This window comes from Micromonospora sp. NPDC049662 (assembly GCF_040675055.1).
In the GTDB taxonomy this organism is placed as follows: domain Bacteria; phylum Actinomycetota; class Actinomycetes; order Mycobacteriales; family Micromonosporaceae; genus Micromonospora.
Window position 1 is genome coordinate 20424 of the sequence record NZ_JBFAOC010000050.1, and the last position, 22827, is coordinate 43250.

At 73.2% G+C, this 22827-nt stretch carries 20 protein-coding genes; 10 read left to right on the forward strand and 10 right to left on the reverse strand.

All coding sequences use genetic code 11. The features are described from left to right. Positions 1 to 125 precede the first annotated feature (125 nt). From AB0J36_RS27170 to AB0J36_RS27180, 3 genes are all read left to right on the forward strand, one after another. A complete protein-coding gene (locus AB0J36_RS27170) occupies positions 126 to 830 on the forward strand; it encodes a cytidine deaminase (protein ID WP_357171840.1) in 705 nt (234 codons plus the stop codon). A gap of 129 nt (positions 831 to 959) precedes the next feature. After that, positions 960 to 2240, forward strand: a complete 1281-nt coding sequence (locus AB0J36_RS27175) for a thymidine phosphorylase (RefSeq protein ID WP_363661279.1) — start codon at positions 960 to 962, stop codon at positions 2238 to 2240. 91 nt (positions 2241 to 2331) lie between these two features. After that, the gene (locus tag AB0J36_RS27180) at positions 2332 to 3012 is read left to right on the forward strand and encodes a DUF4272 domain-containing protein (protein WP_357130398.1); all 681 of its coding nucleotides are present in this window, start codon (positions 2332 to 2334) and stop codon (positions 3010 to 3012) included. A 2-nt stretch (positions 3013 to 3014) separates the two neighbouring features. Here the strand turns inward: AB0J36_RS27180 and AB0J36_RS27185 are convergent, their stop codons facing one another. Next, positions 3015 to 3923, reverse strand: coding sequence for a putative RNA methyltransferase (locus AB0J36_RS27185; RefSeq protein WP_357171839.1), 909 nt, complete (start codon positions 3921 to 3923; stop codon positions 3015 to 3017). Between the two features lies 1 nt (position 3924). Next, positions 3925 to 4416 carry a MarR family transcriptional regulator gene (locus tag AB0J36_RS27190; protein ID WP_357130392.1) on the reverse strand — a complete coding sequence of 164 codons (492 nt, stop codon included), beginning with the start codon at positions 4414 to 4416 and terminating at the stop codon, positions 3925 to 3927. A gap of 59 nt (positions 4417 to 4475) precedes the next feature. Here AB0J36_RS27190 and AB0J36_RS27195 point away from each other — a divergent pair, with 59 nt between their 5' ends. Together AB0J36_RS27195 and AB0J36_RS27200 are read left to right on the forward strand one after the other, a co-directional pair. Beyond that, positions 4476 to 4889, forward strand: a complete 414-nt coding sequence (locus tag AB0J36_RS27195; RefSeq protein ID WP_363661275.1) for a PPOX class F420-dependent oxidoreductase — start codon at positions 4476 to 4478, stop codon at positions 4887 to 4889. 44 nt (positions 4890 to 4933) lie between these two features. Next, positions 4934 to 6007 (forward strand): adenosine deaminase, encoded by a 1074-nt coding sequence (locus tag AB0J36_RS27200; protein ID WP_363661276.1) that lies wholly within the window; start codon positions 4934 to 4936, stop codon positions 6005 to 6007. Positions 6008 to 6013: 6 nt separating this feature from the next. Here the strand turns inward: AB0J36_RS27200 and AB0J36_RS27205 are convergent, their stop codons facing one another. Beyond that, positions 6014 to 6331 carry a hypothetical protein gene (locus AB0J36_RS27205; RefSeq protein ID WP_355048938.1) on the reverse strand — a complete coding sequence of 106 codons (318 nt, stop codon included), beginning with the start codon at positions 6329 to 6331 and terminating at the stop codon, positions 6014 to 6016. A gap of 503 nt (positions 6332 to 6834) precedes the next feature. Between AB0J36_RS27205 and AB0J36_RS27210 the strand changes: the two genes are divergently transcribed. From AB0J36_RS27210 to AB0J36_RS27225, 4 genes are all read left to right on the forward strand, one after another. Then, entirely contained in the window at positions 6835 to 10428 is a 3594-nt protein-coding gene (locus AB0J36_RS27210) for a nitrate- and nitrite sensing domain-containing protein (protein ID WP_357130383.1), read from the forward strand. Continuing rightward, positions 10425 to 10829: a roadblock/LC7 domain-containing protein gene (locus AB0J36_RS27215; RefSeq protein WP_007455462.1), complete on the forward strand. Its 405-nt coding sequence runs from the start codon at positions 10425 to 10427 to the stop codon at positions 10827 to 10829. The genes AB0J36_RS27210 and AB0J36_RS27215 overlap by 4 nt, the downstream gene beginning before the upstream one ends. A 98-nt stretch (positions 10830 to 10927) precedes the next feature. Then, positions 10928 to 11305, forward strand: coding sequence for a DUF742 domain-containing protein (locus AB0J36_RS27220; RefSeq protein ID WP_357130437.1), 378 nt, complete (start codon positions 10928 to 10930; stop codon positions 11303 to 11305). Between the two features lies 1 nt (position 11306). Continuing rightward, positions 11307 to 11900: an ATP/GTP-binding protein gene (locus AB0J36_RS27225; protein ID WP_334628720.1), complete on the forward strand. Its 594-nt coding sequence runs from the start codon at positions 11307 to 11309 to the stop codon at positions 11898 to 11900. Between the two features lie 241 nt (positions 11901 to 12141). Here AB0J36_RS27225 and AB0J36_RS27230 read toward each other — a convergent pair whose 3' ends face one another. Beyond that, positions 12142 to 14550 (reverse strand): transposase, encoded by a 2409-nt coding sequence (locus AB0J36_RS27230; RefSeq protein ID WP_357130434.1) that lies wholly within the window; start codon positions 14548 to 14550, stop codon positions 12142 to 12144. Between the two features lie 39 nt (positions 14551 to 14589). After that, on the reverse strand, positions 14590 to 15570 hold the full coding sequence (locus AB0J36_RS27235; RefSeq protein WP_357171837.1) for a DNA primase: 981 nt from the start codon (positions 15568 to 15570) through the stop codon (positions 14590 to 14592). A gap of 160 nt (positions 15571 to 15730) precedes the next feature. Here AB0J36_RS27235 and AB0J36_RS27240 point away from each other — a divergent pair, with 160 nt between their 5' ends. Then, complete coding sequence (locus AB0J36_RS27240; protein ID WP_357130377.1) at positions 15731 to 16072, forward strand: helix-turn-helix transcriptional regulator; 342 nt, start codon at positions 15731 to 15733, stop codon at positions 16070 to 16072. A gap of 12 nt (positions 16073 to 16084) precedes the next feature. Here AB0J36_RS27240 and AB0J36_RS27245 read toward each other — a convergent pair whose 3' ends face one another. The 5 genes from AB0J36_RS27245 to AB0J36_RS27265 form a co-directional block, all read right to left on the reverse strand. Further along, the gene (locus tag AB0J36_RS27245; RefSeq protein ID WP_357171836.1) at positions 16085 to 16759 is read right to left on the reverse strand and encodes a permease prefix domain 1-containing protein; all 675 of its coding nucleotides are present in this window, start codon (positions 16757 to 16759) and stop codon (positions 16085 to 16087) included. A gap of 109 nt (positions 16760 to 16868) precedes the next feature. Continuing rightward, positions 16869 to 18683 (reverse strand): thiol reductant ABC exporter subunit CydC, encoded by a 1815-nt coding sequence (gene cydC, locus AB0J36_RS27250; RefSeq protein ID WP_363661277.1) that lies wholly within the window; start codon positions 18681 to 18683, stop codon positions 16869 to 16871. Further along, positions 18680 to 20356, reverse strand: coding sequence for a thiol reductant ABC exporter subunit CydD (gene cydD, locus AB0J36_RS27255; protein ID WP_357171834.1), 1677 nt, complete (start codon positions 20354 to 20356; stop codon positions 18680 to 18682). The genes cydC and cydD overlap by 4 nt, the downstream gene beginning before the upstream one ends. Beyond that, positions 20353 to 21360, reverse strand: a complete 1008-nt coding sequence (locus AB0J36_RS27260) for a cytochrome d ubiquinol oxidase subunit II (RefSeq protein WP_363661278.1) — start codon at positions 21358 to 21360, stop codon at positions 20353 to 20355. Before AB0J36_RS27260 ends, cydD begins: the two co-directional genes overlap by 4 nt. Before the next feature lie 11 nt (positions 21361 to 21371). Beyond that, positions 21372 to 22625, reverse strand: coding sequence for a cytochrome ubiquinol oxidase subunit I (locus AB0J36_RS27265; RefSeq protein ID WP_357397224.1), 1254 nt, complete (start codon positions 22623 to 22625; stop codon positions 21372 to 21374). Positions 22626 to 22827 lie beyond the last annotated feature (202 nt).

Sequence of the window (22827 nt, forward strand, 5' to 3'; positions counted from 1 at the left end):
ATCAGGGGCTCACCCCCCCCCTGTTTGTCTTCATCACGTGGTTTCCGTCCGCCACACCCCCGTCCCTCCCCCAAACCTCTTGATCACCGCTGCAGGGGTTGGGGGTTTTTCCGGAGAATGGTGCTATGAGCGACATTGACTGGGCGCGGTTGCGCGCTGCCGCCGTTGAGGCGATGCGGCACGCGTACGCCCCGTACTCGACCTTTCCCGTCGGCGCGGCCGCGCTGGTCGACGACGGTCGTGTGGTGGTCGGATGCAACGTGGAGAACGCCGCGTACGGGGTGACGCTCTGCGCCGAGTGCGGAGTGGTGTCCAGCCTGCACGCCACCGGTGGCGGTCGGCTCGTCGCGCTCTCCTGCGTCGACGCCACCGGCGAGCCGCTGATGCCGTGCGGCCGGTGCCGGCAACTCCTCTGGGAGAACGGCGGCCCGGAGTGCCTGATCGAGACGAAGACCCGCCCGCTGCGGATGGCCGAGCTGCTGCCGCACGCCTTCGGCGTCCAGGACCTGGAGGCGGTCACCGGTGAGACGCCGGTGCCGGTCGTCCCGGAGCGGCTGGCCGCCTGGCGCGGTCGCGGCACCGTCTTCGTGCACCCGGACATGTCCGCCGGGCAGCAGGTCTGGACGGCGTACTGGGAGCGGTCGGCCGGGGACGACGCGGGCGCCGAGACCGGTGTGCTGGAGGAGGCGCCGAGCTGGGACGATCCCGCCGAGGCGATCACCTGGGGAATGGCCCGGACGCCCCGGGTCGTCGTGGTGGACGAGACCGGCACGATCTTCTGGGCCGGCGAGGGGGAGCCGCCTCTGGAGATCCCGGTTCGTTGGGGCTGAGCTTTGGGGATTGGGCCGACCGTGCCCGGCTCCGGGCGGTCAGGCTTGATCCCTCCGCCGGGCACGTCGGCCCAATCCCTGACCTGCTAACGGAACGCGGCCGGTTCCCCAGAGAACTAGGAAGATCTTCTGATGAGTTTTGCTGCTGTTGATGTTATTCGGGTCAAGCGGGACGGGGGTGTGCTGTCGGACGCGCAGATCGACTGGGTGATGGACGCCTACACCCGCGGGATCGTCGCCGACGAGCAGATGTCGGCGCTGGCCATGGCCATCCTGCTCAACGGCATGACCGGCCCGGAGATCGCCCGGTGGACCGCCGCGATGATCGCCAGCGGTGAGCGGCTCGACCTCTCGGCCGTCCGGCGTCCCACCGTCGACAAGCACTCGACCGGCGGCGTCGGCGACAAGATCACCCTGCCGCTCACCCCGTTGGTGGCCGCCTGCGGAGCGGCCGTTCCGCAGCTCAGCGGGCGCGGCCTCGGGCACACCGGCGGAACGCTGGACAAGCTGGAGTCCATTCCGGGCTGGCGGGCCGCGCTGACCAACGACGAGTTCATCAGCCAGCTCGGCGAGGTCGGCGCGGTGATCTGCGCGGCGGGCGCGGGGCTGGCTCCCGCCGACCGCAAGCTGTACGCGCTGCGCGACGTGACCGGCACCGTCGAGGCGATCCCGCTGATCGCCAGCTCGATCATGAGCAAGAAGATCGCCGAGGGCACCGGCGCGCTGGTCCTCGACGTCAAGGTCGGCTCGGGCGCCTTCATGAAGTCCGTCGACCAGGCGCGCGAGCTGGCCCGCACGATGGTGGAGCTGGGTGGCGCGCACGGCGTCCGGACGGTCGCTCTGCTCACCGACATGTCGACCCCGCTCGGCCTGGCCATCGGCAACGCGGTCGAGGTGACCGAGTCGGTCGAGGTGCTGGCCGGGGGCGGCCCCGCCGACGTGGTGGAGCTGACCCTCGCGCTGGCCCGGGAGATGCTCGACGCCGCCGGCCTGCCGGACGCCGACCCGGAGGCCGCCCTGCGCGACGGGCGGGCGATGGACTCCTGGCGGGCGATGGTCCGGGCGCAGGGCGGCGACCCGGACGCGCCCATGCCGGCCGCCCCCGAGGTCGAGGTGGTCCGGGCCGACCGGGACGGATACGTGGCGGCCGTCGACGCGTACGCCATGGGGGTTGCGGCCTGGCGGCTCGGCGCGGGCCGGGCCCGCAAGGAGGATCCGGTCAGCGTGCCGGCCGGTGTGGTGTTGCACCGGCGGCCGGGCGACGCGGTGCGGGCCGGCGACCCTCTCTACGAGCTGCGCGCGGAGGATTCGACCCGAATTCCGGCGGCTCTGGCGGAGGCAAGTCGCGCGGTGCACATTGCGCCGACCGCGCCGAGCGCGGCACCGCTGGTCATCGAGCGGATCGGCTGACCGGGCCGGGGTCGGGCCGGCGTGGTGCCAGTCACCTGGGAGCGCTATTGTCGCAGGCCAAAGGCGTCGCGTGCAGACAGGAAGTTGCCCCGTGACCGTACCTGCCCCCGACCCGCGCGAGGTGCGCGAGGCGAGCCTGGACGAGCTGTCCCGGCTCGGTCTGCCGCTGCCACCGGCCCAGTTTCCGCTCGTGTGGGAGCCGGGTGACGCGATCGAGCTGCGTCCCCGGGCCGAGATCGAGGCCCGGATCGCCGTGCTGCACCTCATCCTGGCCCGCTGCTTCGGGATGCCCCCGCAGGCGGCGATGAGCTGGCTGCTCGGCTCGCACCTGGTCGAGATGGTCACCCCACCCGAGTGGCAGTTCGTGATGGGCGGCAAGGGTGACCACCGCTCGTTCGTGCTGCACCACGACGCGCTCTTCGCGCTGGCCTGGGTGCTGGGGCTGAGCAAGCAGCTCGACCCCACCCTGGCGGTGGACGATCGGCTGGTCGAGCGGCTGCCGCACATCGCCGAGGGGGAGACCTTCGGGCGCTGGCAGTCCCGCATCCTCGCCGCGCCGCAGCATCCGGCCGACGCGGCGGCCCTGCTCGACCTGCACTACTGCCTGGACTGGGCGTACCTGGAGACCGAGCGCAACGGTCGCCCCCTGCCGGGCCTGGTCGACGCCAACGCGATCGGGCAGCGGCGCTGGGCGCTGGAGTGGGCGGTGATCCTGCGCGGGCCGTACCACGACGAGCCGCCCGGTTGGGAAGAGGTCGACCTCTCGACCTGAGGTCAGCGGGGCCGGTAGGCGTCCAGCCGGACCGCCACGGACACCCGGGCGGGCTCGGGCAGCGCGGCCAGCCGTTCGGCGAGCGCGGCCGGGTCGGTGTGCCAGGCGCTCGGACCCATCCCGACCAGCGTGGCGATCTCCGGCCGGGTCAGGGTCAGCTCCGCGCGGTGCACGGTCGAGCTGACCGGCGTGAAGTGGCCGCCCAGGGTGGCGGTCACCCGGTCGGCCTTGTCCGGGTCCACCCGGAGCAGGCGTAGGGCGTCCACCAACTCGGTGAGGTGCTCGTCGGCGGGCGTCACCACCAGCAGCGTGCCGGCGCGGTCGAGCACCCGGTGGAACTCCGGGCCGTTCCGCGGGGCGAACACGTTCAGCAGCACCGCCGCCGCACCGTCGGCCAGGGGCAACCGCTGCCAGGTGTCGGCGAGGGCCGCAGCCGCCCGGGGGTGCGCCCGCGCCGCGCGTCGCAGCGCCGGCTTGGCGACGTCCAGGGCCAGACCCACGGCGTCCGGCAGCGCCGCCAGCACCGCGCCGAGGTAGCGGCCCGTGCCCGCGCCGGCGTCCACCACCAGGGGGTACGCGTCAGAGCGCTCGATGCGTACCCCTGCTGTTGGCTCATCGGAAGCGGGCGTGGCGCGAAGCCGCGCGACTGCCTCGGTCGCGGCGGCGGCGAGCGCCGTCGAGATGATGTCGTAGTGGCCGGCGGCCTGGAACTCCGCGCGTGCGGCGACCATCTCGGCGCTGTCGCCGACGTGCGGCGCCCGACCGGTGAGCAGGTTCACGTAGCCCTGACGCGCGACGTCGAAGGTGTGCCGGCGTGGGCAGCGCAGCGCACGGGCGTTGCCGGCGGCGGTCTCGGCCAGCGGTTCGCCGCAGACCGGGCAGCTCAGCCGGTCGAGGATGCGCGGGTCCACGTCAGGCCTCCGGGCCCCGGCGGGGACGAGGCGCGCGGCTCTGCGCGAGGTGGTCGACGACCCGGTGGGTGAACGCGCCGAGCGCCTCGACCTCGGCCGGGGTGAGCAGGTCGAGGAAGTGCTGCCGGACGGCGCTCACGTGGCCGGGGGCGGCGGCCTCGATGGCGTTCCGACCGGCCCGGGTGAGCACGACGATCGCGCCACGGGCGTCGTCCGGGCACTCCTGCCGGGTCACCAGGCCGCGCTGCTGCATCCGGGTCAGGTGGTGCGAGAGTCGACTGCGGGACCAGAGCATCCGGTCGGCAAGTTCGCTGAGACGCAGCCGGCCCTGCGGCGTCTCGGAGAGGTCGGAGAGCACGTCGTAGTCCGGCTCGGACAGGCCGGCGTCCTGGGTCAGCTCCCGGGCCAGTTCCAGGTCGAGCAGGCGACGCATCCGGCGGTAGCCCCGCCAGGCGCGGTCCTGGCGTTCGTCCAGCCACCGGGTCGCTTCCATGCCGCTCAGCCTAACGTCTTGGTTGACATGTCATCGAATCGCCTCCTACGGTCGATGACATGTCAACCAAATTGTGGGACCTCTTCGGCGCCCGAGGGCGCGGCGTGCTCGTCACCCTGCGCCGCGACGGCCGACCCCAACTGTCGAACCTCGACTACCTGGCCGAACCCGGGCTGATCCGCTGCTCCACCACGGGCGACCGGGCCAAGGTGCGCAACCTGCGCCGTGACCCCCGGGCCAGCTTCCACGTGACCACGCCGGACGGCGGCGCGTACGCGGTCGCCGAGGGAACCGTGACGCTCACCGAGCCGGCATCGGCGACCGGCGACGCGGAGGTCGACGAACTGGTCGAGGTCTACCGGGGGATCCGCGGCGACCACCCGGACTGGGTGGACTACCGCGCCGCGATGGTCGCCGACGGGCGGGTGGTCCTGCGACTCGCCGTCGACCGCGTCTACGGCTGGCTTGGATGAGCGGGCTGGCGTGGCCGACCGCCGCAGGTGACTAGGGTCTGGGCATGGTCGCAACTACCCGGTACGAGGACATCGTCAAGGTCCCGAAGGCGCTGCTGCACGATCACCTCGACGGCGGGCTGCGTCCCGCGACGATCGTGGAGTTGGCGGCCGAGGCGGGGCACGAGCTGCCCACCACCGACCCCGAGGCGCTCGGACGCTGGTTCTCCGCGGCCGCCGACTCGGGGTCGCTGGAGCGCTACCTGGAGACGTTCGCGCACACCGTGGCGGTCATGCAGACCGGACCGGCGTTGCGCCGGGTGGCGCGCGAGTGCGCGCTGGACCTGGCCACCGACGGCGTCGTCTACGCCGAGGTCCGCTTCGCTCCCGAGCAGCACCTGGAGCGGGACCTGACCCTGGACGAGGTCGTCGAGGCCGTGCTGGCCGGGTTCGCCGAGGGAACCGCCCAGGCCGCCGAGGCGGGCCTGACCATCCGGGTGGGCACGCTGCTCACCGCCATGCGGCACGCGGCCCGCTCGCAGGAGATCGCCGAGCTGGCCGTGCGGCACCGGGACGCCGGCGTGGTCGGCTTCGACATCGCCGGCGCGGAGGCGGGCTTCCCGCCCACCCGCCACCTGGACGCCTTCGAATACCTCCAGCGGGAGAACTTCCACTTCACCATCCACGCCGGTGAGGCGTTCGGGCTGCCGTCGATCTGGCAGGCGATCCAGTGGTGCGGCGCGGACCGGCTCGGTCACGGCGTACGGATCGTGGACGACATCGCCCCGGACGGCACGCTCGGTCGGCTGGCCGCGTACGTCCGGGACAAGCGGATTCCCCTGGAGCTGTGCCCGTCGTCGAACGTGCAGACCGGTGCCGTGGCCTCGATCGCCGAGCACCCGATCGGTCTGCTGCGGGACCTGCGGTTCCGGGCCACCGTCAACACCGACAACCGGCTGATGAGCGGCACGTCGATGTCGCGGGAGATGTCGCTGCTGGTGGAGACGTTCGGCTACGGCTGGCGCGAGTTGCAGTGGTTCACCATCAACGCGATGAAGAGCGCCTTCATCCCGTTCGACGAGCGGCTGCGGATCATCGACGAGGTGATCAAGCCGGCGTACGCCAAGCTGCTGGCCTGATCCTCGTCAGCCGTGCGGGTGGTCCTGTCGGTGGTGGGTGTGGTGGCCGGCGAGCAGGCCGGCCACCCGGCGCAGCACCTCCCGGGCCCGGGCCGCCTCGGCGCCCAACCCGGTCTGGCGGCGCAGCACCTCGGGTTCGGCCCGCAGCAGGGCCACGCCGCGCCGGACCAGCACCCGGGGCGCCTTGCGCTGCTCGGACAGGTCCCGGGCCAGTCGGCGCAGGAACGTCGCTCCGCGCGGGCGGCGCAGCGCGTACGCCCCGGCGAGCAGCCCACGGCGGCGGCACTCCTCGACGATCTCGGCGGCGAAAATCCCTTCGGCCACGAAAAGTGGCGATCCGTCGACATCAAATGGCCGGGTGGCCACCCGTCGATCCGCGCCGATCGCATAAACCGGCACATCGGCACGTCCCTCGCGGGCCAGTCGCGCAATCGTTTCGACGGCCGTGGAGGCGTCCCAGGACTGCGGCGATTCCCAATCGACCTGGCCGTTTCGTCGCGGCAACGTAGGGTCATCGCCGTCTTTGTAGAAGTCGTCAAGGCACAGCACAGGTAAGCCGGTTTGCTGCGCTATGTACGACTTTCCGGAGCCTGAGGGGCCGGCGAGCAGGACAACACGGTGGGGATGATCCATTACCTTCAGTTACTCCGGCCAGACGGACTGCTATCAAATCGCATCAACATCTCATCACACTCTCGGCCGGTGACAACCTGGGCTTTCTTCTTGTCGAGCGGCGTGATGGAATCTCGGGGGTCCGACCCGCCGGGTCGGTCGCTGGGCGTTGCCCGGGGCAACGCGTTTCAAGCTGTAATCGCGAGGGCGGTGACGTGAGCAAACGGCCAAAGACGGCGGGCTCCTTCCTGTCGCGACTGCGCCGGCCGGCCAGTCGACTCCGGGACATGCCGATCTGGTCCAAGCTCGGTCTCATCATGATCGTGCCGACCATCGCCACGGTCGTTGTGGGCACCAGTGGTCTCGTCGACCACCTGGACACGCTCAACAATGCCAACCGGGCCGGCGACCTGGCCAATCTGTCGAGCTACTCGGGTGAGCTGGTCGACAAGCTCCAGGACGAGCGGACCTCCGCCGTCCTGCTGCTGCAGGCGACCGGGACGCAGCCGAAGGCGCAGTACCAGGAGGCCTACAACCGGGCGAACAGCCGGGTTGACCAGGCGATGTCCCCCTACCGGCAGCAGCGGGGCGACATCGAGGACCTGCCGGGCAGCCTTGAGGGCGTGCTCGGCGGCATCGACCAGAACCTCAAGGACCTGCCGGGCGTCCGCAGCCAGGTGTTCAACGGCAAGCTCAAGCTCGCCGAGGCGGTCCAGGCGTACGAGGGTCTGATCAACGACCTGCTCGCCATCCGGGACTCCGCCACCCAGCTCGCCGGCAACAACGAGCTGAGCGACCGGATGCGGGCCGCGGCGGCGGTCGCCCGGGAGAAGGAGTTCCTCTCGCTCCGGCGGGTCGTCGTGCACCGCGCGCTCGGCGTGCAGGGTGGTCAGCGGCTGACCCCGGCGCTGCGCACCGACTACATCGCCAGCGGCACCGGCCAGCAGCAGGCGCTGCAGAGCTTCAAGGCGGTGGCCAGCCCCGACGAGGCGAAGTTCCACGACCAGACGGTCGCCGGTGGTGACCGCCGCGAGGCGCAGAACTACATCGGCTGGATCGACGGCAACACGACCGGCGACATGCGCGGCGCTCCGTTCGGCCCGGACCAGTGGGAATCGGCCATGACGGCCAACGCCAAGCTGATCCGCGCCGTCGAGACGAAGCTCGACGGTGACGTGGTCGCCGAGGCCGACAACATCCGGTCGGACGTCCAGCGCCAGGTGTTCCTGGAGACCGGCCTGCTGCTCAGCATGCTGCTGCTGGCCATCCTCTTCGCGTACCTGGTCGCCCGCTCGATGGCCCGGTCCCTGCGCGAACTGCGCCAGGGCGCCCTCTCCGTCGCCCAGTACGGCCTGCCGCAGGCGGTGGCCCGACTGCGCGACCCGCAGGTCGTCGGGCAGCTCTCCCCGGTGCAGTTGGCCAACCAGATCGCCGAGCCGCTGCCGGTCCGGAGCAAGGACGAGTTCGGTCAGGTGACCGAGGCGTTCAACGCCGTCCACCTCGAAGCCGTCCGTACGGCCGCCGAGCAGGCGGCGCTGCGCGCCTCCGTCGCGACCATGTTCGTCAACCTGGCCCGTCGTTCGCAGATCCTGGTCGACCGCCTCATCGGGCACCTCGACCGGCTGGAGCGCGGCGAGGAGGACCCGGACCGACTGGCCGAGCTGTTCCAGCTCGACCACCTGGCCACCCGAATGCGGCGTAACGACGAGAACCTGCTCGTTCTCGCCGGCGCCGACTCCACCCGCGTGCAGCGCGAGCCGGCGGCGCTCATCGACGTGCTGCGCGCCGCGCAGTCCGAGGTCGAGCACTACACCCGTATCGAGTTCGGCGTCATCGACCGGGACATCGAGGTCGCCGCGCACGCGGTCAACGACCTCGTGCACCTCGTCGCCGAGCTGTTCGACAACGCCACCGCGTTCTCGCCTCCGGACTCGCAGGTCATGGTGGAGGCCCGCCGGGTCGGTGACCGCGCCTCGCTCTACGTGGAGGACCGCGGCATCGGCATCAGCCGCGAGCAGCTGCACGAGCTCAACGACAAGCTCGCGACGCCGCCCCAGGTGGACGTGGCCGTCTCCCGCATGATGGGCCTGGTCGTGGTCGCCCGCCTGGCGTCGCGGCACGGCGTGCGCGTCGAGCTGCGTCCCGGGTCCGACCGTGGCACGGTCGCCGACGTGACCATGCCCACCTCGGTGCTGGTGCCCCGGGCGCTCTCCGGCCGGGTCCAGCAGCCGCCGGCCCTGCCCGCCGCCGGTCCGCAGTCCACCCCGCCGTCGCCGGTTCTCGGCGCGCTGCCCGCGCTGGGCAACGGGTCGCGCCCCGGCGAGTCCGGCAACCAGGTCACCCTCGGCGGTCGGCCATTCGACCCGGCATCGCGCAACGGTTCCGGTACGCCCGCCAACACCGGCGCGTACCGCTCGATGCCCGCCTGGTCGGACCTGACCGGCGCGAGCGCGAGCGCGACGAACGGCGTCAACGGCGGCGACGGGTTCACCCCGCGCTCGGCCAACGGGCAGTCCATCGACCCACTGCCGCAGCGCCGGGCCGGCGACGAGCCGAACGGCGGCCAGCAGCCGACCATCCCCCGGCAGCTGCCCAGCAGCCCGGAGGCCCAGCCGTACTCCGCGCCGCCGGTCTCCGCCCAGCCGTACTCCGCCCAGCCGTACTCCGGCCCGCCGGTCTCCGCCTCGCCCGCGTCCGGTCAGCCGTACTCCGGCCAGCCGTACTCGGGTGCGCCGTACGGCGGTCCGCCGGTGTCCGCCGCGCCCGTCTCGGCCTCTCCGGCCTCCGGTCAGCCGTACTCGGCGCCGCCGGTCTCCGGCCAGTCGTTCAGCGGCTTCACCCCCCGGTCCGCCCCGCCCGCACCGGCGCCCGGCACCCCGGCGCCGCCGGCCTGGCCGCCGGTTCCCGGCGGCGAGCGGGACACGCAGACCCCGCCGGTGCCCGAGCGGCTCGCCGCCGCCCTGGACATGACGACGGAGCTGCCCCGGGTGCCGCGCCCTGGCGAGCAGCCGACCACCGCGGCCCAGCCGCCGGCTCCCGCGCCGCAGGCGTCGCCGGTCGCTGCCCCGCAGACGCCGGTATCGTCGATGCCGGCCGCGCCGGCCCAGACGTCGTCGGCCCGCCCGGCACCGCAGCAGCCGCAGGCCCAGAACCGCCAGCGGTACGCGGACGAGACGATGGAGCTGCCGATCTTCCGGGAGCTTGAGTCCGCCTGGTTCCGTACCCGCCGTCCGGGTTCGGAGGAGGCCGGTGCCGCGCCGTCGACGAACGGCGGCGACGCGACCCAACAGTTCGCCACGGTCGATGCCACCGGTCGGGCAGTCAAGACACCACCCGGAACGACAGGTAACACACCGATGGCAGACACTCCGACGGCCGGAGGAGCGCCGCGGGACAACGGGTCGACAGCGAACGGTGGCGGACGCCCCGACCTCGCCGAGGGCCTACCGAACCGCCGGCCCCAATCGCCGAGCAACGGCTGGCAGACCGCCGCCGACGACGGCTGGCGTGCCGCCTCGGCAGCGGCCAGCGCGGCGCCGGTGAACGAGACCACCACGACCGGCCTGCCCAAGCGCAAGCCGATGGCGCAGCTGGTGCCGGGCGCGGTGGAGAAGCCCGTCACCTCGGTCCAGCGGCGCTCCCCGGAGGCGGTCCGTGGCCTGCTCTCCGCCTACCATCGGGGCGTGCAGCGAGGGCGTAGCACCTCGGACAACCCGACCAGCCCGGAGGAGACTCCGGGAGGGCAGCAATCCTCGCAGTCTGGCTCAGGCTCAGCGGCCGGGAGCGGGCAGAAGGAGCAAGAAGGATGACAACTACGCAGGATCTTGGTTGGCTGCTGGCCAACTTCGCCGATCGGGTGCCGGGTGTCGCACACGCGGTCGCCGTCTCGGCGGACGGCCTGCTCCTCGCGTCGTCACGGGACCTGCCGCGGGACCGGGCAGACCAGCTCGCCGCGATCGCGTCCGGTCTGGTCAGCCTGACCCAGGGAGCGGCCCGCTGCTTCGAGGGAGGCGCGGTGCTGCAGACCGTCGTGGAGATGGACAATGGCTTCCTGTTCCTGATGTCCATCTCGGATGGTTCCTCCTTCGCCGTGCTGGCGGCCCGAAGCTCCGACGTCGGGCAGGTCGGCTACGAGATGGCGCTACTGGTCGACCGGGTGGGCGACGCCCTGACCCCGCAGCCGCGCGCGGCCGCGGGCATGCTGGGCTGACGTCTCGCCGATCGTGCGGTCGGCGCAACTGATACGACAAGGACGACGAGTTCCACCGGTGGGAGCCGGTACGGGGTGCGAAGGAGGTGAGCGGCGACATGGCCGATCGTGACGAACCGACCGGAGCGTTGGTCCGTCCATACGCCGTGACCCGTGGTCGAACCCGTCCCCGGCTCGACATCGCGCTGGAGGCGCTCGTCGAGACGACGGTGCGCGGCCGGGCCACTGCCAATGGCAGCGGCGGCCAGGGCCGCGAACACCAGTACATCGCCGCGCTGTGTGACGGACGCGTGCAATCGCTCGCCGAGATCGCGGCGCGGATGCAGCTGCCGCTCGGTGTGGCCCGGGTGCTCATCGCCGACATGGCGACGGACGGCCTGGTCGCGGTCCACGAGCCGACCATCCTGGACGACTCCGACGACGCGGTGGGCACTGAACTGCTGGAGAGGGTGCTGAGTGGACTTCGCAGGCTCTGACATGTCGCACCGCCCACCGACCCCGAGTGGGCGCGTGACGTCGGCGAAGATCGTTATCGCCGGTGGATTCGGCGTCGGTAAGACGACGCTGGTCGGCTCGGTCTCGGAGATCACGCCGCTGACCACCGAGGCCATCATGACCTCGGCCGGCGTGGGCGTCGACGATACCCGGCAGGTGCCGGGCAAGACGACGACCACGGTGGCCATGGACTTCGGCCGGATCTCGATCGACCGTGACCTGATCCTGTACCTGTTCGGTACGCCGGGTCAGACCCGATTCTGGTTCATGTGGGACGAACTGGTGCGGGGTGCGATCGGTGCGGTCGTGCTGGTGGATACCCGCCGGCTGGCCGACTGCTTCGCGGCGATCGACTTCTTCGAGCACCGGCGGCTGCCGTACCTGGTGGCCATCAACTGCTTCGACGGGATGCAGTACCACGACCCGCAGGACGTCCGGGACGCCTTGGCGATCTCGAGCGACGTGCCGGTGGTGGCCTGCGACGCCCGTAACCGGGAGTCGACGAAGCACGTGCTGATCTCGCTTGTCGAGTACGTGCTCACCATGCGTCGTACCCGCGCCGTCGCCCCGGCCTGACCGGTAGGCTTTCGCGCCCGGTGGTGGTTCCGACCGCCACCGGGCGGGCGATGCTGCCCACCCACCCACGCGCGCGACCAAGAATCCTGGAACGGCCCGCAGAGGCCCTTCCAGGATTCTGTGCGTCGCGGGCAGTGCCGCCCGTGACGGCGCGGCCCGCCGAGTTCGCTCCTGAACGCACTCCCGCCCCCAGCCATGTCGGCGGTGGGGGCGGGAGGAGGAACGGACGCTACCGAGGCGCTCAGGACTGGTAGCCGGCCGACCGGTACTCGTACTCGCGGTCGTCGTCGCGGTCCCCGTGGTCGCGGCTGAAGTCCCAACCGCCGGCGGCCTCGCGGCCCGGACGACCGCCCACCGCGAAGCCGCCGATCTCCTGACCGCGACGCCAGCCACGGAAGTAACCCGTGGTGTTCTCCGCGAGGCTCGCCGCGTCCCGCACGATCCGGAGTGGACGCTCCTCGCGCAACGGGGAGCCCGGGACCAGGTTGGCCTGCGGAACGCGCTTCGGCAGGCCGGCGTTGGTCTCGGCGCCGACCGCGGGGCGGGCGGCCTGCTCGGCGGCCTGCCATCCGGTGTCGGCGGTGGTCGACCAGTCCAGGTCGGACTCGTCGTCGCCGTGGCCCACGAACCAGGCGGACTTGGCCTGCGCGAAGATCAGCAGGTCGCCGTCACCCTCGTCGGCGACCGGCGGCGGCCGGTGCTCGACCGGGGGCGGCGGCCGGTGCTCGGCGGCCCGCTCGACCAGCGGTGCCGGACGGCCGTTGCGGTTGGCCTGCTCACGGTCGACCAGCCGCAGCGGCGGAGCGTCCAGGCGAGGCTCGCCCGAGGGTGGGTTGAGCCCTTCCCGCAGCGCCCGGTCGGCCAGCGGCGGCGGCTCGACCAGCCGCAGCATGGGAGGTTCCTGGGGTAGGTCATCGGCCAGCCAGGGTGGCGTGACCCGCCCGTCGGCCCGACCCGGGTCCGTCGGGGCTTCGACGCCCCGGTTACCGCCGTACGGGTAGGCGACCGGATTGTTCGGCGAGCTGTCGGCCGGGTCCTCCGGGTTGTTGACCAGAGGCCAGTTCGCCCGGGACCCCGGGGGGGCGGACAACTCCTGCTCCGGCCGGGGAGCGGGCACCGGGATGCTGAGGTCGGTGACGCTGAACCCACCGGTGGGTGGGTCCTGGACCGACGGCCGCTGCGGGTGGCCCTGCCGCTCGCCGTTGGTCTTCGGGCGGGGCGGGATGACCGTGCGCTGCCGCTCGGCCCGAGCGCTGTTGATGGCGGCGGTGGTCAGCGTGGGCCGGAACGGTTCGCCCGCCTCGGCCGGTGGCACCGCACCCCGCTGGGTCGGCGCGATCGGGGTGATCCCCGGTGGCGGGGGCGGAGGCGACGAGACCGGCCGGTTGGTCGGGCCGTCGATCCGGCTCGGGAGCGGCTCGGCACGACCGGGTGGCGCGGACACCGGCGGGCCGGCCACGGCGGCGGGCGCGATCGGTGCGGGCGCGACCGGTGGCGGGGTGACCGGAGCGGGTGCGACCGGTGGCGGACCGAGTGGCCGAGGCGAGGCCAGGGGAGAGCTGCCCGGGGCGGGCTCCGGCCGGCTGCGTCGGCCACCGACGGGCGTGGGCTCGGCGGGGGTCGGGGTCGGTCGGACGGAGCGCAGGCCGCTGCCCGCGCCCGTGCCGGCGAGACCGGTCAGCTCGCCGACGGCTTCGCCGCGTCGGGCGGCGGCCCGACGGCCGGGAATCGGCGCGGGGGTGCTGACGCGGGCGCTGAGCGCGCTCACCAGCGCCTCACAGCCCGCGTCGCAGGCCCGTACGGAGGCGACGGCCTGCCGGACCGTCTCGGCCACGGCAGAGGTGAGCGCCCGGTTGACGGCGGCGCGACGTGGCGTCTCCGAGATGGCGACCCGCAGCGCGGTGACCGCCTCGTTGATCTCCTCGGCGTCGGCGACCCCGTCCGCCGCGAGGTGAGCGGCGATGGCGTCCGCGGCGACGGAGACTTCGCGGCCACGGGCGATGGTGCCGCCGAGCATGCCGGGCTCGGGCAGTGCGTCCAGCACGGCCAGCGACACCGGTTCGGCCGGGTCCGGGTACGCGCGCAGCGCCGCCGGATACAGCTCCCGCAGCACCTCGCGCAGCGCCACGGCGGCGGAGTGCCGGCCGCTGGCCAGGGCGGCGTGGGCGGCGAGTACCTGCTTGTAGCCGGCGAGGTCCCGGGGAGCCGGCAGTGTGACGGCGGAGAGAGCGCCGGCCTGCAACGCGCGGGCCAGGCCGACGGCCCGGCGCTCAGCCGGGGGTGACTGCATCTCCTCCAGGGAGTCGTCGTCGGCGAAGCGCTCGGCGAAGTCGTCCACCGAGTCGTCGTCGGCGATCGCCAGGGGCCGACCCGCCGCGCTCAACAGCGAGGTGACCGTGTGGTCGTCGCTGTCGGCGGCGATGGCCGCACCGCTCGGCCCGCCCGACCGCTCCACGAGCAGCGCGACGAGCTGGGCGTAGCCGGCCGCGTCGTCGCCGATCTCGCAGACATGCAGCAGACGGCCTGCGTCGTCGACCACAGCGGACGTCAGCGTCGAACCGGCCGAGGCCGGTCGGTCAGCCGAATCCGCCGAGGCCAGACCGCAGTACACGCGCACGAGCGCCACGGCGTCGTCCTCCTCCCGGGACAGGTCTTCCTACTGCCAGCAACTGATGCTCCCCGGTACGGGTCAGTCGCGCCAGTCCACCACCGCAGAGATCTTGCCGACAATGGTGCGCCAACCCAAACTCGCGGTTTGTGCCCCGATCTTCTTCAGCCGTCGCCGGCCCATGAAGGCGCCGATGCCGCCGTTGGCCGTGGCGCGGAGCGCCTCGTCCAGGTCGTCGAGGCTGGAGCCGGCGGAGAGCATGTCCAGGACCGCAGGCAGGCGCAACGCGTACGACAGGTCGCGGGCGACCTCGCCGGCCTCGATCAGCAGGGTCGAGTCCCAGGTGTCGTGGCCGCCCCGCAGGTTCTCCACGACGAGGTCGAGTTCGTAGGTGTCCTCGTCGAGCGGCACGATGTCGGCCGGCTCCACCCGTTCGGACAATTCATTCCAGCTGTCCAGTTGGGACAGATCGTTGGGCGCGCCGGATCGGACGAAACTGACCAGCGACTCGGGGGTCTTGAACAGCAGCAGCTTGCCCCGGTGGCTGAGGAAGACCGGCACCTCCTCGTCGTCCGCCTCGTCGGTGGCGTCCTCGTCCTCGTCGGCGTCCTCGTCGGCGGTGGCGTCGGCATCACCGTCGGCGTCGGCGTCGCGGCGACGGCGCGAGGACTTCTCCTCCTCGTCGGCGTCGGCGAACTCCTCGGCCAGCTCCTCGTCCAGGATGACGACCGTCTCGTCGTCCTCCTCCTCGATGACCTGGCGGCGGGCGAGGAACGGGTCGTCCTGGTCGCGCTCGGTCACGTCGGTCGGGGTCAGCGAGCCGGCCGTCCGGTAGGCGCGCAGCGTGAAGCCGGTACCCGCTGGTAGGGCGATCTCGACCGGGTCGATCCGCAGCTCTTCCCAGAGCGACCTGTCGACCGCCGCGCGGGGGGTGTCGTCGGCCTCGTCGGCCTCGTCTGGCTCGGCCGGGCCGGTGGTGTCGTCGAGCTCGGGCTCGTCGGCGTCGGGCCGTTGGGGCGACTGGCGGGCCACGCTGACCTCCGTGTGCTTCGGGTTGCCCACCCACCGGGGTCTCCGACCGGCGAGTGACTCTGGGCACATACCCTAGTCGGCGACTCGGGAAGCCCGGAGCCCGCACCCCGGTGGCCGGCCGGGGAACGTCTCGTACCTGCGGGTGCGCGATGGTGGCGGACCGGCCGCCGGACAAGTAGCGTAGCTACACATGAAGGCCCAGTCGCTGCACGGTCACCTCGACGCCCTTCTGCTCGCCGTCCTCGAACAGGGGGCGCTGCACGGCTACGCCATCATCGAGTCCCTGCGGACACGCAGCGACGGCAGCCTCGACCTGCCCACCGGCACGATCTATCCGGCGCTGCGCAGGCTGGAGCGGGCCGGGCACGTGGCGAGCGCCTGGAGCACCGTCAACGGTCGGGAGCGGCGGACGTACCAGCTCACCGACTCCGGCCGCCGCGCGCTGGCCGGGGAGCGGGCCGGGTGGCAGGAGTTCCGGGTGACGGTCGGTCGGTTCCTCGACCCCGGCGGCGCGCCCGTCACCCCCGCCTGAGCGGCGACCGGGTCAGCGGGCGGTGGCCCGTACCCAGCTGCGCGCCGCCCGCGTCAGCGAGAAGTTTCCCGCACCCACCACCACCATGCCGACGATCATCGGCGGCCAGGTCAGCGCCGCGTCCCACAGGTCGATCGACCACACGAAGAGGGCGCCGCCGGCCGCCATGCCGAGGGCCAGCGTGCCGGTCAGACCGACGCCCACCACTCGCTGCGCCACCGCCAGGTGGGGTCGCGACGACCGTGCGCTCGCCCAGATCACCAGCAGCCCGGTCACCGCGAGCAGCAGCCCGCCGGCCCAGATCCAGTCGACCGAGGCGGACAGCAGCCGGTAGGCCGCGGGCGGCTGTGGACCGGCGCTCCAGCTCGACCCCTGCCACGTGAGGTCGCCGGCCGCCACCAGGACCCCGGCCACGGCCAGCATCCGCAGGGAGAGGCCGCGCAGGGCGGCCACCGCCAGCTCCGCCTGCCAGGAGGGCAACACCTGCGCCGGCGCGCCGAACTCGGCCACCGCCCGGCGCTGCGCCTCCGTGGTCGGCACACCCCTTTCGCGGTACGCGTCGACGGCGTCCAGCAGGTCGTGACGCGCCTCGGTCAACAGCTCCGACTTCAACCGCGCCGGGCCCTGCAACCGGGACCCCAGGTCCCGCAGGTGCTCCTCGACCAGGAAGTCGTCCGCATGCCGCATGGCACCACCCTGCCACGGGCGCGCGGGCGTCCACGTCGGGGACAACCCTGGTCCGTCCCCGAAACACGCCGCTGGTCGTCGTTCGGGCCCGCCGCAGGCCGGCCAGTTCTTATGAAACAGGCCCTGAGGGCGCGAACGCCAGGTACCCGCGCTCCGCCGCTGTCTGAAGAAGCCACTGGTCCCGGTACCAGCCGGGGACGGCGACCAACTCGGCGTGCCGGCCCCGCTGGATCACCCGACCGCCGTCGAGGACGACGATCTCGTCGAGGCCGGCCAGCCCGCTGAGCCGGTGACTGATCAGCAGGACCGAGTGCCCGGCGGGGGTGGCGGCGAGGGCGGAGGCGAGCACCGCGTCGGCGGCGGCCGGGTCCAGCCCCTCGGTGGGCTCGTCGAGCACCAGCACCGGCGGCGCGGCGAGCAGGGCCCGGGCGAGCGCGAGCCGCTGCCGCTGACCGCCGGAGAGCTGGCCGCCCTCCTCGCCGACCAGGGTGTCCCAGCCGGCCGGCTGGGCGCGGACCCAGTCCAGCAGGCCGGCGGCCGTGCTCGCCCCGGTCAGCTCGGCCTCGCTCGCGCCGGCCCGGCCGAGCAGCAGGTTCTCCCGGACGGTGGCGTGGAAGACGTACGCCTCGGCGAGCAGCCCACCCACGACCCGGGGCAACTCCTGCTCGCCGTACGCGGACAGGTCACGGTCGGCCAGGGTGACGTGCCCGGCGGTGGGGCGGACCGCACCGGTCAGCACCGCGGCCAGGGTGCTCTTGCCGGCGCCGCTCGGGCCGACGACAGCGATGCGCCGGCCGGCGGGCAGGTCCAGGCTCAGCCGGTCCAGCGCCGGCGCGGCGCCGACCCGGTACCGCACGCTCACCTCGACGAAGCGCAGGTCGTGCGGGCCGGACGGGTCCACCCCGGCGGCGGAGGGCGAGGGGGCGGGCGGGGCGGCGTCGAGGAGGGCGGCGACCCGGGCCAGGCCGGGCCGCAACTGGGTCCACTGCCGGGCCGCCGAGACCAGGGCCAGCGCCACCTCCACGGCGGCGAGGGTGCCGACGGCCAGCACCCCGACGAGGACACCCCGTACGTCGGCGGCCAACGCGACCAGCACCACGGCGGCGGCGGTCAGCCCGGCGACCAGCACCCCGACCGCGTCCACCGCGAAGCCGGTGGCCGCCAACCGTCGTTCCAGGCGAGCCAGCCGACCGGCCCGCCACTCGGCGGCGCGCAGCGCGGCGTCGGTCGCCCCGAACGCGGCCAGGTCGGCGGCGCCGTGGGTGAGGTCGACGGCGTCGGTGGCCAACGCGCCACGCAGCGGCGCCACCTCGGCCGCGCTGCGTCGGGTGACCACGGTGGCCAGCGCCGGCAGCGCCACACCGGCGACGACCAGGCCGACGGCGAGCACCCCGGCGGCCGGTGCGGAGATAAGTGCCGCCCCGAGCACCGCCAGCACCCCGACCAGGGCTGCCGCCGCGCCGGGCACCAGGACCCGCAGCAGCAGATCCTGGACGGCCTCGACGTCGGAGACCAGCCGGCTCAGGACGTCCCCCGAGCGGTGTGGGGTGTGGCGACGGGCCGCGAGGGTGGCGAAGACCCGGGCCCGCACGTCGGTGATCATGCGAAGGACCGCGTCGTGCCCGGCGAGCCGTTCGGCGTACCGGAAGACACCCCGGCTGATGGCGAGGGCCCGGACCGCGACGATCGCCACCGTGAGGCGGTCCAGTGGAGGCCGGCCGGCGGCGCTCATCAGCAGCCACGTGGCGGTGGCCATGAGGGCGAGACCCGCGAACTCCGTGGCGGCGGCGAGCAGCCCGGCGCCGGCCAGGCGACCCAGGTACGGGCGGGCCAGCCGCAGCACGGCACGCTCCGCGGCGACCCGCCCGGTCGGTACGGCGTCGGCCTCCGGCGCGGGGTCCACCGGCTCTGGCACGGTGTTCATCTCCTCACCTTCGGAGTCGGCTCGGGCGTCAGCTCGGTGACCCGCCCGTCCTCGACGCGCAGGACGCGGTCGGCGTCGGCCAGCAGCGCCGGTCGGTGCGCGACCAGCAGCGCGGTCCGGCCCGCCACCAGCCGGCGGGTGGCGTCGAGCACCACCGCCTCACTGGCCGTGTCCAGCCGCGCGGTGGGCTCGTCGAGCAGCACCACCGGCGCGTCCCGCAGGAACGCCCGGGCCAGCGCCACCCGCTGCCGCTGCCCGCTGGAGAGTCCGTGGCCGCGCTCGCCGAGCAGTGTGTCCAGACCGTCGGGCAGGCCGGCGACCACGTCGTCCAGGGCCGCGTCCCGCACCGCGGTGGCGACCGTCTCTGCTCGGGTGTCCGGAGCGCCGAGCCGGATGTTGTCGGTCAGCGAGGCGGCGAACAGGTGGGCGCGCTGCGGTACCCAGGCGAGCTGTCGACGCCAGGCGTCCAGGTCGGCGGTGGCGAGGTCGATCCCGTCCACGGTGACCCGACCCTCGGTCGGCGTCACGAAGCCGAGCAGCAGACCGAGCAGCGTGCTCTTGCCGGCGCCGCTGGGCCCGATGACGGCGATCCGTTCGCCGGGCCGGATGGTCAGGGTCACGTCGCGCAGCGCGGTGGTCCGCTCGTACGCCACGGTCACGGCCTCAAGGTGGATCGCACCGCGCCCGTCGGGGACGGCCGCGCCCTCGGCGGCGCGGGGGGTGGCCGGCGCGGCGGAGACGGTGAGCGCCTCGTCCAGCGCCGTCAGCCCTTCCATGCTGGCGTGGAAGCGGCTGCCGGCCGCCCGGAGCGGCAGGTACGCCTCCGGCGTGAGCAGCAGCACCAGCAGCGCGGTGTGCAGGGCCAGCCCGCCGCCGAGCAGCCGGATGCCGACCGGCACCGCGACCAGGGCCACCGAGAGGGTGGCGACGAGTTCCAGCACCAGCGCGGAGAGGAACGCGATCCGCAGCGTCTTCATGGTGGCGACCCGGTGCCCGTCGGCCATCCGGCGCACCACCTCGGTCTGTGCCCGGGCCCGACCGAACGCCCGCAGGGTCGGCAGCCCGGCGACCATGTCCAGGAAGTGCCCGCCCAGCAGGGCGAGCCGCCGCCACTGCCGCTCGGTGGCGGCCTGCGCCTGCCAGCCCAGCAGCGCGCCGAAGACCGGGATCAGCGGCAGCGTCAACGCGATGATCAGCGCCGAGCTCCAGTCGGCGAGGACGATCCGCGCCAGCACCGCCACCGGCACCGTCACGCTGAGCACCAGCTGCGGCAGGTATCCGGTGAAGTACGCGTCCAGCGCGTCCAGCCCGCGCCCGGTGAGGGTGGCCAGCTCGCCCGCCCGCTGCCCCGCCACCCAGCCCGGCCCGTGCCGGCCCACCGCGCCGAGCAGGTCGGCCCGCAGGGTGGCCTTGACCGTGGCGGCGACCCGCGCGGACACCGTGCCCTGCGCCCAGACCAGCGCCGAACGGGCGGCGACGGCGAGCACGAAGCCCGCCAGCGCCGGCCGGTTCAGGCGCCCGTCGAAGGCGGTGGCCAGCACCGTCGCCAGGGCGGTGGCCTGCGCGACGATCAACGCGGCGGCGGCCACGCCGAGCAGCGCGAGCACGGCGAGGTCGCGCCGGGCCGCAGGGACCCGACGCAGCAGACGCGGGTCGAACGGACGGCGGTTCACCAGTACACCGGTGCCCTACCGTCGGTCCGTCCCCGGAAAACCCACCAGCACATCGCCTGGAAGCCTAGTAGGGCCGGCAGCAGCGGCAGCGCCACCCAGCCGAGCAGCCGCAACGTCGGCGCACTGGCGACGGCGTCGGCCACCGTCAGTGAGGCGCCCGGGTCGGCCGTGGACACCAGCACGTAGGGCCAGAGGGCCGCGCCGACGAGCGCCACCGGCAGCGCCAGCGCCGCGCCGGTGGCGACCAGGGCCCACCCCGGCCGCCGCCGCGCCAGCGCCGTCCGGGCCGCCAGCAGCGCCGCCACCAGCAACACCGGCAGGAGTACGGCCACCGCCGGTCGCTGGACTGCGTCGCGTACCCGGCCGGAGAGCAGGCCGACGACGGTGGCGAGGCCGACCGCGGCGAGTGCCACCGGCATCAGCCGACGGGCCGTGCGTCCGGCCACGGCGGCGGCGTCGGATGGCAGGCGCAGCGTGAGGAACGTCGCACCGTGCACCGCGACCAGGGCGAGCATGGCCAGCCCGGCGGTGGCGGCGAACGGGGTGGCCAGGTGCGACACCCCGGCGACGTGCCCGTCGGCCTGGCGGGGTACGCCCTGCAACAGCGCGGCCAGCACCACCCCCCAACCCAGCGCGGCGAGCGCGCTCCCGACCACGATCACGCGGTCCCAGCGGGCGCGGACCCGCTCGTCGCCCGGTCGGCTACGCAGTTGCACCCCGGCGGTGACCAGGACGACCCCGACCAGCACGCCGGCGACCGCCGGATAGCAGCCGGCGAGCAGTTCACCCTCCAACACCGGGAAGGCGCCGAACAGGATGCCCACGGCGGCGACCAGCCAGACCTCGTTGCCGAGGAAGAACGGGCCGAGGGCGGTCAGTGCGGCCCGTCGCCCGGCGGGCGCGCCGCCCCGGGCGAGCAGCAGCCCGACGCCGTAGTCGTAGCCGGCGAGCACGAGGTAGCTGGCGAAGAAGAGGCCGAGCAGGGCGTACCAGGCGAGGTCCACGGGTGATCTCCTCAGGCGAGCACGGGTTCCGGCTGGGCCGGTTCGGTGGGTGGTGCCGGCGGACGGCCGAGAGCCGGGTCGGCGGCGCCGCGGCCCGCGTGCCGGGCGAGCAGCACCCAGTTGGTGACGGCGAGGGTGCCCAGCAGCAGGCTGAAGCCGATCAGCGAGGTGAGCATCACCGGCGCGCCGACCCCGGAGACGGCCTGTTCGGTAGGGAGCAGCCCGTATGCCACCCAGGGCTGGCGGCCGACCTCCCGGGCGATCCAGCCGAGGATCACCGCGACGAACGGCAGCGGCGCGCCGAGCAGGATCAGCCAGAGCGGGAAGCGCAGCCGGATCACCCAGTCGCGGAAGAGCAGCGGCAGCAGGAACCAGACGCAGCCGAGCGTGAAGCCGATCAGGATCATGAAGCCCAGCCCGACGCTGGCCAGGGCCGGTGGGGTGTAGTCGCCGGGGCCGAACCGCGTCGTCCACTCGCCGATCAGCGCCTGCGCCTCAGGACTGTTCCCGCCGAACTTGGTCGGCTGCACCGTGCCGACCGGCCCGAACTGGGCGAACCCGAAGCCCTGCACGAGGCTGATCGCCAACGCCGAGGTGACCAGGCCGATCCGCAGCGAGGTGCGAAAGAGCGCAAAGTCGGGCGTACGTCGGATCAGGTGCCACGCGCTGACCGCCGCCATCAGCATCCCGCCGACCAGGAGCGCGGCGGAGACCACGTGCCCGAACGCCATGCCGAGACTGGGATTGGTGAGCAGCGCGCCGAAGTCGGTGAGGTGGGCGATGCCGTCGCGGACCTCGTACCCGACGGGGTGTTGCAGCCAGGAGTTCGCCACCATGATCCAGAAGGCCGAGGCGTACGCGGTGAGCGCCACGCCCCAGAGCAGCGCCAGGTGGACGCCCTTGCCGAGTCGGTGCCAGCCGAAGATCCACATGCCGAGGAACGTGGACTCCAGGAAGAACGCCACGAGTGTCTCGATCGCCAGCGGGGCGCCGAAGACGTTGCCGACGTAGCGCGACAGGCCGCTCCAGTTCAGCCCGAACTGGAACTCCATCACGATGCCGGTGGCGATGCCGAGCACGTAGTTGATCACGTAGAGCTGGCCCCAGAACCGGGTCAGTCGCTCCCACTTCGGATTGCCGGTGAGCACCCAGGCGGTCTGCATGCCGACCAGCAGGGTGACGAGGCCGAGCGTGACGACCACGAACAGGAAGTGGATCGACGTGGTGGTGGCGAACTGGAGGCGAGCGAGGAGCAGCGTGTCCATGGCCGGCTCTTTCCTAGCTGTTGGCTCCCTTGTCATAGCAACCCTACACGTAGTCTAGCTACATATCCCGACGCCCGAAGGCGGTGATCAAGAGGTTCGCGTCAGAAATCGAGCGGTTCTTGACGCGAACCTCGTGGACACCGCGCCCGGGCGGGTGGGGTGGGGTGGGGGTGGGGTGGGGTGGGGGTAGGTCAGGAAGAGG

What these genes read in the sequence shown, in the direction of transcription:
- AB0J36_RS27240 (WP_357130377.1), top strand. Translation starts at nt 15,731, where the DNA reads ATGAAGGCCCAGTCGCTGCACGGTCACCTCGACGCCCTTCTGCTCGCC.
- AB0J36_RS27170 (WP_357171840.1), top strand. Translation starts at nt 126, where the DNA reads ATGAGCGACATTGACTGGGCGCGGTTGCGCGCTGCCGCCGTTGAGGCG.
- AB0J36_RS27200 (WP_363661276.1), top strand. Translation starts at nt 4,934, where the DNA reads ATGGTCGCAACTACCCGGTACGAGGACATCGTCAAGGTCCCGAAGGCG.
- cydC (WP_363661277.1), bottom strand. Translation starts at nt 18,683, where the DNA reads ATGAACACCGTGCCAGAGCCGGTGGACCCCGCGCCGGAGGCCGACGCC.
- AB0J36_RS27245 (WP_357171836.1), bottom strand. Translation starts at nt 16,759, where the DNA reads ATGCGGCATGCGGACGACTTCCTGGTCGAGGAGCACCTGCGGGACCTG.
- AB0J36_RS27215 (WP_007455462.1), top strand. Translation starts at nt 10,425, where the DNA reads ATGACAACTACGCAGGATCTTGGTTGGCTGCTGGCCAACTTCGCCGAT.
- AB0J36_RS27265 (WP_357397224.1), bottom strand. Translation starts at nt 22,625, where the DNA reads ATGGACACGCTGCTCCTCGCTCGCCTCCAGTTCGCCACCACCACGTCG.
- AB0J36_RS27190 (WP_357130392.1), bottom strand. Translation starts at nt 4,416, where the DNA reads ATGGAAGCGACCCGGTGGCTGGACGAACGCCAGGACCGCGCCTGGCGG.
- AB0J36_RS27225 (WP_334628720.1), top strand. Translation starts at nt 11,307, where the DNA reads ATGTCGCACCGCCCACCGACCCCGAGTGGGCGCGTGACGTCGGCGAAG.
- AB0J36_RS27220 (WP_357130437.1), top strand. Translation starts at nt 10,928, where the DNA reads ATGGCCGATCGTGACGAACCGACCGGAGCGTTGGTCCGTCCATACGCC.
- AB0J36_RS27195 (WP_363661275.1), top strand. Translation starts at nt 4,476, where the DNA reads ATGTCAACCAAATTGTGGGACCTCTTCGGCGCCCGAGGGCGCGGCGTG.